The following is a 14,318-nucleotide window of genomic DNA, read 5'->3' on the forward strand; positions in this document are numbered from 1 at the left end:
CGCCGGTCGGCTCCGTGAGACGTCGATAGGACCCACGTGACGCAAGACTCCGTCCCCGCCACCGAGGCCAGCACGCCGAAGAAGCGCTCCGGGGGGCTCAACGGGATGCTCATCGCCGACCTCAAGTCGCTGGCCGGGGGCCTGGGCATCTCGGGCGCCGGTTCGATGAAGAAGGCCCAGCTGGTCGAGGCCATCAAGGCTGCCCAGTCGTCGGGCAAGTCCTCGACCGAGTCGTCGGAGCCGGCCGGGACCCCGGCCGGGGCGACCCGCACCACCACGACCACGCGGCAGCGCACCCGCTCGCGCGCCGAGCAGCCAGCCCCGGAGCCCGCGCAGGAGTCGGCCCCGCAGCAGGACCAGCCGCGCCGCCAGCCGCAGGACCAGCCCAAGGACCAGCAGCCCAAGGAGCAGCAGCCCAAGGACCAGGGCAGGTCGCGCGAGCAGCAGGGTCGCGGCCAGCAGCAGGACAAGCAGCAGCAGTCCCAGCAGGACAAGCAGCAGGAGAACAAGCAGCAGTCCCAGCAGGACAAGCAGCAGGAGAACAAGCAGCAGCAGTCCCAGCAGGACAAGCAGCAGAACCAGGGCAAGCAGCAGAACCAGAACCAGAACCAGCAGAACCAGAACCAGCAGGACCAGGGCGACGACGACGGTGACGGCCGTGGCCGCAGCCGGCGCCGGCGTGGGCGCGACCGCGACCGGGGTCGCACCACGGGCGGCGGAGGCGGCGGCGGGGGCCGCAACGAGCCCGACACCACCGTGCTCGAGGACGACGTCCTGGTGCCGGCCGCAGGCATCCTCGACGTCCTCGACAACTACGCCTTCGTGCGCACCAGCGGCTACCTGCCGGGCGCCGACGACGTCTACGTGTCGCTGTCGATGGTCCGCAAGTTCGGGCTGCGCCGCGGTGACGCCGTGGTGGGGCAGGTGCGCCAGCCCCGGGAGGGCGAGCGCAAGGAGAAGTTCAACCCGATGGTGCGCATCGAGAGCGTCAACGGGGCGGACCCCGAGGCCGCCCGCACCCGGGTCGAGTTCGAGAAGATGACGCCCCTGCACCCCTCGGAGCGGCTGCGCCTCGAGAAGGGGCCCGACGACCTCATCGGGCGCACCATCGACCTGGTGGCCCCCATCGGCAAGGGCCAGCGTGGCCTGATCAGCTCGCCCGCCCACGCCGGCAAGACCGCTGTGCTGCAGGCCGTCGCCGCGTCGCTGAGCGCCAACAACCCCGAGTGCCACCTGATGGTGGTGCTGGTCGACGAGCGGCCCGAGGAGGTCACCGACTACGAGCGCTCGGTCAAGGGCGAGGTCATCTCCTCGACCTTCGACCGCCAGCCCGCCGACCACACCGTGGTGGCCGAGCTGGCCATCGAGCGCGCGAAGCGGCTGGTCGAGCTCGGCCACGACGTCGTCGTGCTCCTCGACGGCATCACCCGCCTGGGGCGCGCCTACCACCTGGCCGGCACCGGCAACGGTCGCGTGCTCTCGGGCGGGGTCGACTCGACCGCGCTGCACCCGCCGAAGCAGTTCTTCGGTGCCGCGCGCAACATCGAGAACGGCGGGTCGTTGACGGTCCTCGCGACGGCGACCGTCGAGAGCGGCTCCAAGGTCGACGAGGTGATCTTCGAGGAGCTCACCGGCACGGCCAACATGGAGCTGCGGCTGGCGCGCGAGGCGGCCCAGCAGCGGGTCTTCCCCGCTGTCGACGTGGCCCGCTCGGGCACCCGCCACACCGAGCTGCTGCTGGGGGAGGGCGAGCTGCCGGTCGTGCAGTCGCTGCTCGACTCGCTGGCCGGCCAGGGGGTCGTGGAGGCGGTGCGCGAGCTGCGCGAGCGGCTGACGAGCACCCAGACCAACTACGAGATGCTCAGCGCCTTCCAGCGCGCGCCGCGCCGCGCCGCGCGCGGCTGAGCAGAACCGGCGGCCCCCGGGCGGGGAGCCGACACCTTTATCGGCGGTGTGCCCGTCGTCGCGACAGCGATGTGGATACGCTGTCACCCACATGCTGGCGGCTCTCCTCGGGAGGCCGGAGGGTCAGCCGGAGAGAGAGGAAGCCTCGTACCGTGGCACGCATCCTGGTCGCTGACGACGACGTCGACATCCGAGAGCTGGTGGAGTTCAAGCTCTCCACCCTGGGCCACGAGATCACCGCGGTGGCCGACGGCGCCGCAGCGGTCGAGGCCTGCCAGGCGGCGCGTCCCGACCTCGCGGTGCTCGACGTGATGATGCCGGGGGTCTCGGGGCTCGAGGCGATCCGGGCCATCCGTGCCGACCCGGAGCTGGCCGACCTGCCGGTCATCCTGCTCACGGCGCGCGCCCAGGAGTCCGACGTCGAGTCGGGCTTCGACTCCGGTGCCGACGACTACATCACCAAGCCCTTCAGCCCCCGCGAGCTCGCTGCGCGGGTCGAGGCGCTGCTGTCGCGGTCGGTCTGAGCGGCCAGAGCCCGGTGGTCGTCGCCGAGAGCGCGAGCCCGCGCACCGTCGCCCGGACGGTCACCCCGGCGCTGCACCGCCTGGCGGTCCTGCTCGGGGTGCTGGCGCTGATCGCGATCCTGGGTGTGGTGCTCTCCACGCGCGCGGTCGACGACCTCACCGAGGGGCTCCAGCCGGCCTCCGTGGCCAACCAGTCGGTGCTGCAGGACCTCACCGACCTGGAGTCGGCTGTCGGAGCGTGGGCGCGCAGCGGCGACCCCGGCGCCCTCGACGACTACCAGCAGGCGCTCGCCCGCCTGCCGGGCCACCAGCAGGTCGTGGCGCAGTACGCCGCCGACGACGCGCGGCTGCTGGGGCTGGTGCAGCAGCAGCGAGCCGCGGCGGAGCGCTGGCTCGACGACTACGCGCAGCCGCGGATCCAGGCCCCGGGTGGTGCCGAGACCTTCCGAATGGCTCGCTACCGCAACGGCCAGCGCCTCTTCGAGCAGGTGCGGACCGCCCACCAGGAGACCTCCGGGCTCTTCGGCAGCCGGGTGCGCGAGGCGAGCGCCGACGCGACGTGGCGGCTGCGGGCCACCATCGGCTCGGTGGCGGTGCTCACGCTGCTGGGCTGGCTGGTCGTCGGGCGCTCGCGCCGCCGGCTCCTGGCCGAGGTGTCGCGCCCGCTGGTGGCGCTCGAGGCCGTGGTGCACCAGATGGCCAAGGACCCCTCGGCGCGAGCCCGCCTCGACGGCCCGCGCGAGGTGCGCTCGGTGGCGCTGGCCCTCAACGAGCTGGCCGACGCCCAGTCGCGGGCACGCGCGGTGGAGCAGAAGGTGACCGAGGAGCTGCGGGTGCTCGACACCGCCCGCGACGACTTCGTCTCCAACGTCTCCCACGAGCTGCGGACCCCGTTGACCACGATCCACGGCTACCTCGAGATGGTGGCCGAGGAGTTCGAGGACACCATGACGCCACGCCACGAGCGCATCCTCGAGGCGAGCCGGCGCAACGTGGCGCGGCTCAAGACGTTGATCGACGACCTGCTGACGCTGTCGAAGGCCGAGAACCGGACGACCACGCTGGAATCGGTCGACCTGGTCCCGCTGGTGCGCGACGCCGTCACCGACGTCTCCATCACCGCCTCGGGCCGGGGCATCTCGCTCGAGCAGGACCTCGGCGCCGCACCCGTGATGGTGCTGGCCGACCGTCCGATGCTGGGCCGGGCCTTCCTCAACGTGCTGAGCAACGCGGTGAAGTTCAGCCTCGACCAGGGCCGCGTCTCGGTGTCGCTGTTCGTCGAGGAGTCCGACGACGGCGCGATGGCCGTCGTGTCGGTGCGCGACCGGGGCATCGGCATCCCCGCCGCCGAGCTCGAGCGGCTGGGCAGCCGCTTCTTCCGGGCCTCCAACGCGGTGACCAACGAGATCGCCGGCACCGGCCTGGGGCTGCGCATCGTGCAGACCATCGTCGACAAGCACGGCGGCGACGTGCGCATCGACTCCGAGGAGGGCCGCGGCACCCGGGTGGTGCTGCGCCTCCCGGTGCAGACCGGTCCGTCGTAGCCCCGGCGAGCACGGAATTGGAAGGTGCCGCCGTTGGTTGGCACAATACGACCGGCTCCGGTTCACGTCACCGCACCGCACCCGCGGACACCACGGCGGCGACCCGGCGGCCCCGACGAAAGAGGGAAGCATGAAGAAGGACATCCACCCGGAGTACACCGAGACCCAGGTGACCTGCACCTGCGGCAGCACCTTCACCACCCGCAGCACCGCGACCTCCGGCACCATGCGTGCCGACGTCTGCTCGCAGTGCCACCCGTTCTACACCGGCAAGCAGAAGATCCTCGACACCGGCGGCCGCGTGGCCCGCTTCGAGGCCCGCTACGCCAAGAAGAAGTAGCACCCTGACGAGCGCCGGTCCACCGCCCAGCAGCGGTGGACCGGCGCTCGTCATTTGTCCCGGCCGTCGTACGCCCGCCCACCCAGCCAGCCGCACAGGAGCCCACCGATGTTCGAGGCCGTCGAGAGCATGCTCGGGGAGCACGCCGAGCTCGAGGCGCGGCTGGCCGAGCCGGAGACGCACGCCGACGCGCGCCTGGCCAAGCGGCTCAACCGTCGCTACTCCGAGCTGTCCGCGGTGATCCGCACCTGGCGCGAGTGGCAGCGCCTCGGCGAGGACGCCGGTGCGGCCCGCGAGCTGGCGGGGGAGGACCCGACGTTCGCCGAGGAGGCGGTCGAGCTCGACGCGCGCCGCGAGGAGGCCGCCGAGCGGCTGCGGCGCCTGCTGGTGCCGCGCGACGAGGCCGACGACAAGGACGCCCTGCTCGAGGTGAAGTCGGGGGAGGGCGGCGAGGAGTCGGCCCTCTTCGCCGGCGACCTGCTGCGGATGTACACCCGCTACGCCGAGCGCCACGGGTGGGCCGTGGAGATCCTCGACGCCACCGAGTCCGACCTGGGCGGCTACAAGTCGGTGACCGTGGCGGTCAAGGCCAAGGGCACGCCCGAGCCCGGTGAGGCGCCGTACGCGAGGCTGCGCTTCGAGGGCGGGGTGCACCGGGTCCAGCGGGTGCCGGTGACCGAGTCGCAGGGCCGGGTGCACACCAGCGCCGCGGGGGTGCTGGTGCTGCCCGAGGCCGAGCAGGTCGACGTCAGCATCGACGAGAACGACCTGCGCATCGACGTCTTCCGCTCCAGCGGGCCCGGTGGGCAGAGCGTCAACACCACCGACTCGGCGGTGCGCATCACGCACGTGCCGACGGGCATGGTGGCCAGCTGCCAGAACGAGAAGAGCCAGCTGCAGAACAAGGAGCAGGCGATGCGCATCCTGCGCGCCCGCCTGCTGGCCGCCGCCCAGGAGGCCGCCGACGCCGAGGCCAGCGACGCCCGGCGCAGCCAGGTGCGCACCGTGGACCGCTCCGAGCGGATCCGCACCTACAACTACCCCGAGAACCGCATCTCCGACCACCGCACCGGCTACAAGTCCTACAACCTCGACCAGGTGCTCGACGGGGACCTCGGCCCGGTGCTGCAGTCGTGCATCGACACCGACATGGCCGCGCGCCTCGCGGCGCTGGAGGACTGAGTGCCTGCGCGGCGGGCCGTCCTGGCCTCGGCCGTCGAGCGGCTGCGCGCCGCCGGGGTCGCCAGCCCCGAGCACGACGCGGCCGAGCTGCTGGCCCACGTGCTCGGCACCGACCGCGGCCGGCTGGTGCTGGTCGACGAGGTCGAGCCCCGGGCCGTGACGTCGTACGACGCCCTGGTGGCGCGGCGCGCGACCCGCGAGCCGCTGCAGCACCTCACCGGCAGCGCCTGGTTCCGCCACGTCGAGCTGGCCGTGGGGCCGGGCGTGTTCGTGCCCCGGCCCGAGACCGAGCTGCTGGCCGGCTGGGCCGTCGAGCAGGCCCTCGCCCTGGACGAGCCGGTCGTCGTCGACCTGTGCACCGGCTCGGGGGCGGTCGCCAAGGCGGTGGCGCACGAGGTGCCGCACGCGCACGTGCACGCCGTCGAGCTCGACCCCGACGCGCACGCCTGGGCCGAGCGCAACCTGGCCGGCACCGGGGTCGACCTGCGCCTCGGCGACATGGCCACCGAGCTCGACGAGCTGCTCGGCACGGTCGACGTGGTCGTCTGCAACCCGCCCTACGTGCCGCTGGAGGCCTGGGAGTCGGTCTCGCCCGAGGCCCGCGACCACGACCCCCACCTGGCGCTCTTCTCCGGCCAGGACGGCCTCGACGCGCTGCGGGTGCTGGAGCGCCGGGCCGCGGTGCTGCTGCGGCCCGGGGGAGTGCTGGGAGCCGAGCACGCCGACCTGCAGGGTGCCTCGGCGCCCGAGGTGCTCAGCCGCACGGGACGCTGGCGCGACGTGCGCGACCACCACGACCTGGCAGGGCGTGCGCGCTTCGTGACGGCCAGGCTGGCACGATGAGCCCCATGGAACGCCACGGGACCTCGACACCCGAGGAGCGCGAGAAGGCGCTCGACGCCGCCAGCCTGGCGGTCCAGCGCGGCGGCCTCGTCGTGCTGCCGACCGACACGGTCTACGGCATCGGCGCCGACGCCTTCGACCCGGCCGCGGTGCGGGCCCTGCTGGAGGCGAAGGGGCGCGGTCGCGACATGCCGCCCCCGGTGCTGGTCAGCGCGGCGACCACGCTGGACGCCCTCACGGTGCGGGTGCCCGGCTACGCGCGGGCGCTGGTCGAGGCGTTCTGGCCGGGTCCGCTCACGATCGTGTGCCACCAGCAGACCTCGCTGCAGTGGGACCTGGGCGACACCCGGGGCACCGTGGCGGTGCGGATGCCCGACCACGAGGTGACCCGCGAGCTCCTCGAGCGCACCGGCCCCCTGGCCGTGAGCTCGGCCAACCGCACGGGACTCCCGGCCGCCACCGACGCCGACGCCGCCGAGGAGATGCTCGGCGAGCACGTCGACGTGATCGTCGACGCCGGCCCGAGCCCCCGCGGCGACGACGGGGCGCAGCCCTCGACGATCGTCGACGTGACCGGGCCGCAGGGACGCGTCCTGCGGGTCGGCGCGCTGTCGCTGGAGCAGCTCAACGCCGTCCTGGAGCCCCTCGGCGCGACCCTGACCGCCGAGGACTGAGCGGCCGAGCGTGCGCGAGTACATCCTGGTCTTCCTGGTCGCCGCTGCGGTCACCTACCTGCTGACGGTGATCGCGCGCGAGATCGCCCTGCGCACCGGCGCCGTGGCCCGCGTGCGCGACCGCGACGTGCACGCCGAGCCGATCCCCTACCTGGGCGGGCTGGCGATGCTGGGCGGCCTGGTCGCCGCCTACCTGGTGGCCAGGGAGCTGCCGTTCCTGTCGCTGAGCGGCCCGTTCGTCTTCCGCGACGCCGGCGTGGTGATCATCGCGGGTGCGCTGATCTGCGCCGTGGGGGTGCTCGACGACCTCTTCGAGCTCGACGCGCTGACCAAGCTCGGCGGGCAGCTGCTGGCGGCCGGCTTCCTGGTGGCCTTCGGGGTCCAGTTCTACTTCTTCACCGGTCCCGACGGCCAGGTCTTCTCGCTCGACCCGGCCCAGCGCGCCCTGCTGACCGGCTTCCTGGTGGTGGCGACCATCAACGCGGTCAACTTCGTCGACGGCCTCGACGGGCTCGCCGCGGGGGTGGTCGGCGTGGGCGCGCTGGCCTTCTTCGTCTTCTGCTACCAGCTCACCAGCCTCAACAACACCTCGCGGGCCACGACCGCGGCCCTGCTGGCGGTGGCGCTGGCGGGAGCGTGCGTGGGCTTCCTGCCCCACAACTTCAACCCCGCCAGGCTCTTCATGGGCGACTCGGGATCCATGTTGATCGGGCTGGTGCTCTCGGCCAGCGCCGTCACCCTGACCGGCCAGTTCGCCGGCTCCGAGCTCTCGCAGGGCGGCGCGGGGTCGCAGGCGAGCCTGGCGCCCACGCTGCTGCCGCTGCTGCTGCCGGTGACGATCCTGGTCGTGCCACTGCTCGACCTGGTCCTCGCGGTCGTGCGCCGCACCCGCGCCGGCCGCTCGCCGTTCGCGCCCGACAAGCAGCACCTGCACCACCGCCTGCTCGAGATCGGGCACTCGCAGCGCCGGGCGGTGCTGATCATGTGGATGTGGGCGGCCCTGGTCGCCTTCGGCACGGTGCTGGCCAGCCTCTACTCCGGGCCCTGGGTGGTGGCCGCCCTGGTCGGGGGAGGTGCCCTGACCGTGGCCCTGACCTTCCTGCTGCCGGTGCTGCACCGCCCGGGCCACGCCGTGCCGGTCGGCCCCTCGCCCTGACCCGCGACGGACCCCGCTGACAACCCCCCGGACCGGCCTGGATCGTTCCACTTGCCGGGGCACCGACACCTTGTGATAGTTTTCACGAGGTGCCGCGGCAGGGTTCGCGAGCACCGCCTCGACCTCCGTCTGCCCCCCAGAGAACGGCCGCCGATGACCTCCGCGACGACCGCCACGCAGGACCGCCGCCCCGGCGCGGTCGCGCTGCACGGGGCCGTGGCGACGGCGGCGCTGGTGCCCGGCCTCCTGGTCGCGGGCGCCGGCCTGGTCCTCGCCGGCGGCGACGCCGCGGGCGCCGCGCTGATCGGCTCCCTGGCCGTCCTGGCCGTGCTGCTCTTCGGCTCGGTCACCGTCGACGTGGTCAGCGGCCTGATGCCGCACGCCTCGCTGATGGTGGCGCTGCTGACCTACACGCTCCAGCTGATGCTCGTGGTGGTCCTGCTGGTGACGCTGTCCCAGCAGCCGGCCTTCGCGGGGGTCGCTGAGCGCCGCTGGCTCTTCGGCGGTCTGCTGGCCGTGGTGCTGGCGTGGATGGCCGGGCAGGTCACCGCCGCGGTGCGCGTGCGCATCCCGGTCTACGACCTGCGCGCCCCGGTCCGCCCGGCGGCCGGCACCGAGCAGGACGCGGGTGACGCGACGTGACGCGCGACTGCTATCGTCCGGATCGCCATGGCGCCGAACGACCACGTCCCCGATCGCTCGAGCGAGCCGTCGACGGACCCCTGGGCCGCGTTCGGGTCGTTGGGCGCCGGTGTGCTCCTCTACGGGGGCCTCGGGTGGGCGGGGGACCGCTGGCTGGGAACCTCGTTCCTGCTGCCGGTGGGACTCGTGCTCGGCGCGGTGCTCGGCTTCTACGTGGTGATCGTCCGCTTCGGACGGGCACCCGAGAAGCCCGCGGAGCACGAAGCGTGAGCACCTCCGGCACGAACCCCGGTCCGTACCCCAGCACCACCAAGACCAGCAGCACCGGCACGATCTTCTGCACCGAATGCGACACGAAGGAGACAGGGCGTTGATGCTTGACACCGTTGCGGTGATCATGGCCGAGGGAGGCTTCACGCCACCCGGGCCGGCTGACTTCGACCTGCCGCCGATCGTCGGCGAGGTCACCAAGCCGATGGTGATGATCAGCCTGTCCGTGGTGCTGATCTTCGCGCTCTTCTACGCGATGTCGCGCAAGGCCGCCGTCGTCCCCGGGCGAATGCAGTTCGCCGGCGAGTTCGTCTACGGCGGCGTGCGCAACTCGATCGCTCGTGAGTCGATCGGCTCCGAGCACTTCATGAAGTTCGTGCCCTACCTCTTCGCGCTGTTCACCTTCGTCCTGGTGAACAACTACTTCGGCATGATCCCGATCGTGCAGTTCCCGACGTTCTCGCACTCGGGCTACGCCTACGGCCTCGCGCTGCTGTCGTGGCTGCTCTACAACGGCGTCGGCATCTGGAAGCACGGTGCGCTGGGCTACCTCAAGCACGTCGCGGTGCCCGCCGGCGTCAGCGGCGTGATGCTGCTGCTGATCGTGCCCCTGGAGATCCTCTCCAACATCGTCGTGCGCCCCGTCACGCTCGCGCTGCGACTCTTCGCCAACATGTTCGCCGGCCACCTGCTGCTGATCCTCTTCGCCCTGGGCGGGGAGTACCTGCTGGTGGAGGCCTCGCCCTCGGTGCTCAACATCGTCGGCGGCGTCGGCGCCATCTTGATGTTCTTCCTCGTCAGCGCCCTCGAGCTGCTGGTGATGTTCCTGCAGGCCTACGTCTTCACGCTGCTCACCGCGATGTACGTCGCCGGTGCGGTCGCCGAGGAGCACTGAGCCGCACGCGCCCCGGCGCACCGTGCGGGCCCGCCCCGCACCCCCGATTCCCACAACTTCATATGGTCAACAAAGTCATGAGACTCCACGACGCGCCCTGCGTCACGACGAAAGGAAAGCTGTGACCGGCTCTCTCAACATGCTCGGCTACGGCGTCGCCACGATCGGTCCCGCGATCGCTGTGGGCCTGATCTTCGCTGCCTACATCAACGGTGTCGCCCGCCAGCCCGAGGCCCAGTCGCGCCTCCAGTCGATCGCGATCCTCGGCTTCGCGCTCGCCGAGGCCCTGGCGATCATCGGCATCGCGCTCGCCTTCGCCATCCAGTGACCTACGCCTCGGCGCCCTACCTCACGAGGTGATACATGTCTGAGTCCGTTCGGGCAGCGGAAGAGCTCAACCCGCTGATCCCGCACCTGTCCGAGATCATCCTCGGCGCAGTCTGGTTCCTCATCCTGCTCGGCCTGATCTGGAAGTTCGTCGTCCCGAACTTCGAGAAGGCCTACGCCGACCGCACCGCCGCCATCGAGGGCGGCCTCGCGGCGGCCGAGACCAAGCAGGCCGAGGCCGACGCCAAGCTCGCCGAGCTCGAGGCCCAGCTCGCGGACGCCCGCCACGAGGCGGCGCGCATCCGTGAGGAGGCACGCGAGCAGGGCGCTGCGATCGTCAGCGACCTGCGTGCGCAGGGGCAGGCCGAGCAGACCCGCATCGTCGAGGCCGGCAAGGCGCAGATCGAGGCGGAGCGCCAGCAGGCCGTCGCCTCGCTGCGTGCCGAGGTCGGATCGCTGGCCACCGGCCTGGCTGGTCGCATCGTCGGCGAGAGCCTGGAGGACGAGGCCCGTCAGGGCCGCGTCGTCGAGCGCTTCCTCGCCGACCTCGAGACCGGGACGCCGGGGGTCAACTGAGATGACCTCGGACTTCCGCGGAGCATCGGCCGACGCCGTCGCCACGCTGACCGGTGAGCTGGAGACCTCCGTCTCCGGCTCGCCGGAGGTCGCCGCGCAGGTCAGTCGCGACCTCTTCTCGGTCGCGACGACCCTGCGGGGCGAGGGTGCGCTGCGCCGTTTCGTCACCGACGCCTCGGTGGCCCCCGAGGCCCGTCAGGGCCTGGTGGGCCAGGTCGTCGGCGGCAAGGTGAGCGAGCAGGCCTTGGGCCTGCTGCGCTCGGCGGTCAGCCGTCGCTGGACGGCCACTCGCGACCTCGCCGACGCTCTCGAGCACCTCAGCGTCGTGGCGCTGGTGCGCTCGGCCGGTGGCGAGGCCTCGCGCCTGGCCGACGAGATGTTCGCGTTCGGGCAGGCCGTCAAGACGACGCCCGCCCTGCGTGACGCCCTCTCCGACCCCGCCCGCTCGCACCAGGACAAGGCCCGCCTCGTCGAGGACCTCCTCGGCGACAAGGCCCTGCCCGCCACGACCAGCCTGGTCACCCAGGCGCTCGCCGGCACCTACCGCACGGTGGCGGTCGCGCTGGCCGAGTACCAGAAGGTCGCCGCCGCCGCCCAGCAGCAGGGCGTCGCCACGGTGCGGGTCGCTCGCGACCTGCCCGAGGACGAGCGCGCCCGGCTCGCCGGCGCCCTCGAGCGCCAGTACGGCCGTCCCGTCCACCTCAACGTGGTCGTCGACCCCGCCGTGATCGGTGGCATCCGGGTCGAGATCGGCGACGACGTCATCGACGGGACGATCTCCAGCCGTCTCGACGACGCCCGCCGCCGCCTCGTCGGCTGACCGCCCGCACCAACCCGACTTCGTAGAGACACAAGAGAGAAGGCACCAAGATGACGGAGCTCTCCATCCGTCCGGACGAGATCCGTGACGCGCTCGCCAAGTACGTCGCCGACTACCAGCCCGACGCGTCGAGCCGTGAAGAGGTCGGCTACGTCGCCTCCGCCGGTGACGGCATCGCCCGCGTCAGCGGCCTGCCGTCGGCGATGGCCAACGAGCTGCTGGAGTTCGAGGACGGCACCCGGGGCCTGGCCCTGAACCTCGACACCCGCGAGATCGGCGTCGTCATCCTGGGTGACTTCGACAAGATCGAGGAGGGTCAGACGGTGCGCCGCACCGGCGAGATCCTCTCGGTCCCGGTGGGCGACGGCTTCATGGGTCGCGTCGTCGACCCGCTCGGCAACCCCATCGACGGCCTCGGCGAGATCTCCTCGGCCGGCCGCCGCGCCCTGGAGCTGCAGGCCCCGACGGTCATGGACCGCAAGTCGGTGCACGAGCCGATGGCCACAGGAATCAAGGCGATCGACTCGCTGACCCCGATCGGGCGCGGCCAGCGCCAGCTGATCATCGGCGACCGCGCGACCGGCAAGACCACGATCGCGATCGACACGATCATCAACCAGAAGCAGAACTGGGACTCCGGCGACCCGACGAAGCAGGTGCGCTGCATCTACGTCGCGATCGGCCAGAAGGGCTCGACCATCGCCTCGGTGCGTGGCGCCCTCGAGGAGGCCGGCGCGCTGGAGTACACCACCATCGTGGCCTCGCCCGCCTCGGACTCCGCCGGCTTCAAGTACCTCGCCCCCTACACCGGCTCGGCCATCGGCCAGCAGTGGATGTACGACGGCAAGCACGTCCTGATCGTCTTCGACGACCTGACCAAGCAGGCCGAGGCCTACCGCGCCGTGTCGCTGCTGCTGCGTCGCCCGCCGGGCCGCGAGGCCTACCCCGGCGACGTCTTCTACCTGCACAGCCGGCTGCTCGAGCGCTGCGCGAAGCTCTCCGACGAGCTCGGCGCGGGCTCGATGACCGGTCTGCCGATCATCGAGACCAAGGCCAACGATGTCTCGGCGTTCATCCCGACCAACGTCATCTCGATCACCGACGGCCAGATCTTCCTGCAGTCGGACCTCTTCGCCGCCAACCAGCGCCCCGCCATCGACGTGGGTGTCTCGGTCTCGCGCGTGGGTGGTGCGGCGATGACCAAGGCCATGAAGAAGGTCACCGGCTCGCTCAAGGTCGACCTGGCGCAGTTCCGCGCCATGGAGGCGTTCGCGATGTTCGCCTCCGACCTCGACGCCGCCTCGCGCCAGCAGCTCGACCGCGGCCAGCGCCTGATGGCGCTGCTCAAGCAGCCGGCCTACTCGCCGTACCCGCTCGAGGACATGGTGGTCTCGATGTGGCTGGGCACCACCGGTCGTCTCGACCGCGTGCCCGTCGGCGACGTGATCCGCTTCGAGCAGGAGTTCATCGACTACGTGCGCCGCTCGCACGAGGGCATCCTGTCCTCGATCCGCGAGACGCAGAAGTTCGAGGACGAGGCCGGCCTGGAGAGCGCGTACGACTCCTTCCTCAACCAGTTCGAGACCTCCGACGGCGGCTCGATCAAGGTCGGCCACGAGGCCGAGGCCGAGGCGATGGAGGACGACGAGCTCGGCCAGGAGCAGATCGTCAAGCAGAAGCGGGGCTGACCATGGCCGTATCGCTGCGTGAGTACCGCGCGCGGATCAAGTCGACCGAGTCGATGAAGAAGATCACGCGCGCCATGGAGCTCATTGCTGCGTCCCGGATCGTCAAGGCGCAGCAGCGGGCACAGGCGGCAGCGCCGTACGCCCGTGAGCTGACCCGTGCGGTGTCGGCGGTGGCGACGTTCTCGGACGTCGACCACCCGCTGACCAAGGAGGAGGAGAACCCCAAGCGGGCCGCCGTCCTGATCGTGACGAGCGACCGTGGCCTGGCCGGGGCCTACTCCTCGAGCGTGCTCAAGGAGGCCGAGAGGCTTGCCGAGCGGCTGCGCGAGGAGGGCAAGGAGATCGACACCTTCATCGCGGGCCGCAAGGGCGAGGCGTACTACAAGTTCCGCCAGCGCCCCGTCGAGCAGACCTGGACCGGCTTCTCCGACCAGCCCTCGTACGACGTCGCGGCCGAGATCGGCGAGACGCTCATCGAGCGGTTCCTGCGCGAGCAGGGCGAGGAGGGTGACGTCGACGAGGTGCACGTGGTCTACACGCGCTTCGTGTCGATGCTGACCCAGGAGCCGACCGCGGTGCGGCTGCTGCCGCTCGAGGTCGTCGAGGGCGAGGAGGCCCCCGACGAGTCCGAGCTGCTGCCGCTCTACGAGTTCGAGCCCTCGCCCGAGGCCGTCCTGGACGGGCTGCTGCCGCAGTACGTGCAGTCGCGGATCTTCTTCTGCCTGCTGCAGGCGGCTGCCTCCGAGCTCGCCGCCCGCCAGAAGGCGATGAAGTCGGCCACCGACAACGCCGAAGAGCTCATCAAGAAGTACAAGCGGATCGCCAACCAGGCCCGCCAGGCCGGCATTACCCAGGAAATCAGCGAGATCGTCGGTGGCGTCAACGCGCTCGCCGACGCCAACGCCGGTGCCGAATAAGTGGAGTGAGTGAGA

Annotated in this window: 16 protein-coding genes; all 16 read left to right on the plus strand. The window is 71.7% G+C overall.

Annotated elements, in window-relative coordinates; genetic code table 11:
- Nucleotides 1-36: 36 nt before the first annotated feature.
- The 16 genes from rho (at nucleotide 37) to OCU29_RS12310 (ending at nucleotide 14,303) form a co-directional block, all read left to right on the plus strand.
- Complete coding sequence (rho, locus tag OCU29_RS12235) at nucleotides 37-1,905, plus strand: transcription termination factor Rho (protein WP_306799020.1); 1,869 nt, start codon at nucleotides 37-39, stop codon at nucleotides 1,903-1,905.
- 152 nt (nucleotides 1,906-2,057) lie between these two features.
- The gene (locus OCU29_RS12240; protein ID WP_261820152.1) at nucleotides 2,058-2,429 is read left to right on the plus strand and encodes a response regulator transcription factor; all 372 of its coding nucleotides are present in this window, start codon (nucleotides 2,058-2,060) and stop codon (nucleotides 2,427-2,429) included.
- A 14-nt stretch (nucleotides 2,430-2,443) separates the two neighbouring features.
- Nucleotides 2,444-3,973 carry an ATP-binding protein gene (locus OCU29_RS12245; RefSeq protein ID WP_261820153.1) on the plus strand — a complete coding sequence of 510 codons (1,530 nt, stop codon included), beginning with the start codon at nucleotides 2,444-2,446 and terminating at the stop codon, nucleotides 3,971-3,973.
- Nucleotides 3,974-4,103: 130 nt separating this feature from the next.
- Nucleotides 4,104-4,313, plus strand: coding sequence for a 50S ribosomal protein L31 (gene rpmE / locus OCU29_RS12250; protein WP_179617069.1), 210 nt, complete (start codon nucleotides 4,104-4,106; stop codon nucleotides 4,311-4,313).
- A 108-nt stretch (nucleotides 4,314-4,421) separates the two neighbouring features.
- A complete protein-coding gene (gene prfA, locus OCU29_RS12255; protein WP_261820154.1) occupies nucleotides 4,422-5,495 on the plus strand; it encodes a peptide chain release factor 1 in 1,074 nt (357 codons plus the stop codon).
- A complete protein-coding gene (gene prmC / locus OCU29_RS12260; protein ID WP_261820155.1) occupies nucleotides 5,496-6,338 on the plus strand; it encodes a peptide chain release factor N(5)-glutamine methyltransferase in 843 nt (280 codons plus the stop codon).
- The gene (locus tag OCU29_RS12265; protein WP_261820156.1) at nucleotides 6,335-7,012 is read left to right on the plus strand and encodes an L-threonylcarbamoyladenylate synthase; all 678 of its coding nucleotides are present in this window, start codon (nucleotides 6,335-6,337) and stop codon (nucleotides 7,010-7,012) included. Before prmC ends, OCU29_RS12265 begins: the two co-directional genes overlap by 4 nt.
- Before the next feature lie 10 nt (nucleotides 7,013-7,022).
- Nucleotides 7,023-8,168: a glycosyltransferase family 4 protein gene (locus OCU29_RS12270; protein ID WP_179617066.1), complete on the plus strand. Its 1,146-nt coding sequence runs from the start codon at nucleotides 7,023-7,025 to the stop codon at nucleotides 8,166-8,168.
- Between the two features lie 153 nt (nucleotides 8,169-8,321).
- Nucleotides 8,322-8,810: a hypothetical protein gene (locus tag OCU29_RS12275; protein WP_261820157.1), complete on the plus strand. Its 489-nt coding sequence runs from the start codon at nucleotides 8,322-8,324 to the stop codon at nucleotides 8,808-8,810.
- Between the two features lie 27 nt (nucleotides 8,811-8,837).
- Nucleotides 8,838-9,080, plus strand: a complete 243-nt coding sequence (locus OCU29_RS12280) for an AtpZ/AtpI family protein (RefSeq protein ID WP_261820158.1) — start codon at nucleotides 8,838-8,840, stop codon at nucleotides 9,078-9,080.
- Between the two features lie 103 nt (nucleotides 9,081-9,183).
- Nucleotides 9,184-9,975: a F0F1 ATP synthase subunit A gene (atpB, locus tag OCU29_RS12285; RefSeq protein WP_218876399.1), complete on the plus strand. Its 792-nt coding sequence runs from the start codon at nucleotides 9,184-9,186 to the stop codon at nucleotides 9,973-9,975.
- A gap of 121 nt (nucleotides 9,976-10,096) precedes the next feature.
- Nucleotides 10,097-10,303, plus strand: a complete 207-nt coding sequence (locus OCU29_RS12290; protein WP_219633601.1) for a F0F1 ATP synthase subunit C — start codon at nucleotides 10,097-10,099, stop codon at nucleotides 10,301-10,303.
- Nucleotides 10,304-10,338: 35 nt separating this feature from the next.
- Nucleotides 10,339-10,878 (plus strand): F0F1 ATP synthase subunit B, encoded by a 540-nt coding sequence (locus tag OCU29_RS12295; protein ID WP_179617064.1) that lies wholly within the window; start codon nucleotides 10,339-10,341, stop codon nucleotides 10,876-10,878.
- A gap of 1 nt (nucleotide 10,879) precedes the next feature.
- Nucleotides 10,880-11,698 carry a F0F1 ATP synthase subunit delta gene (locus OCU29_RS12300; protein WP_261820159.1) on the plus strand — a complete coding sequence of 273 codons (819 nt, stop codon included), beginning with the start codon at nucleotides 10,880-10,882 and terminating at the stop codon, nucleotides 11,696-11,698.
- Between the two features lie 50 nt (nucleotides 11,699-11,748).
- Nucleotides 11,749-13,386 (plus strand): F0F1 ATP synthase subunit alpha, encoded by a 1,638-nt coding sequence (gene atpA, locus OCU29_RS12305; RefSeq protein ID WP_179617062.1) that lies wholly within the window; start codon nucleotides 11,749-11,751, stop codon nucleotides 13,384-13,386.
- Between the two features lie 2 nt (nucleotides 13,387-13,388).
- Complete coding sequence (locus OCU29_RS12310) at nucleotides 13,389-14,303, plus strand: F0F1 ATP synthase subunit gamma (RefSeq protein WP_179617061.1); 915 nt, start codon at nucleotides 13,389-13,391, stop codon at nucleotides 14,301-14,303.
- Nucleotides 14,304-14,318: the final 15 nt, after the last annotated feature.

Source organism: Nocardioides sp. OK12 (assembly GCF_024341885.1).
Taxonomy (GTDB): Bacteria; Actinomycetota; Actinomycetes; order Propionibacteriales; family Nocardioidaceae; genus Nocardioides; species Nocardioides marinisabuli.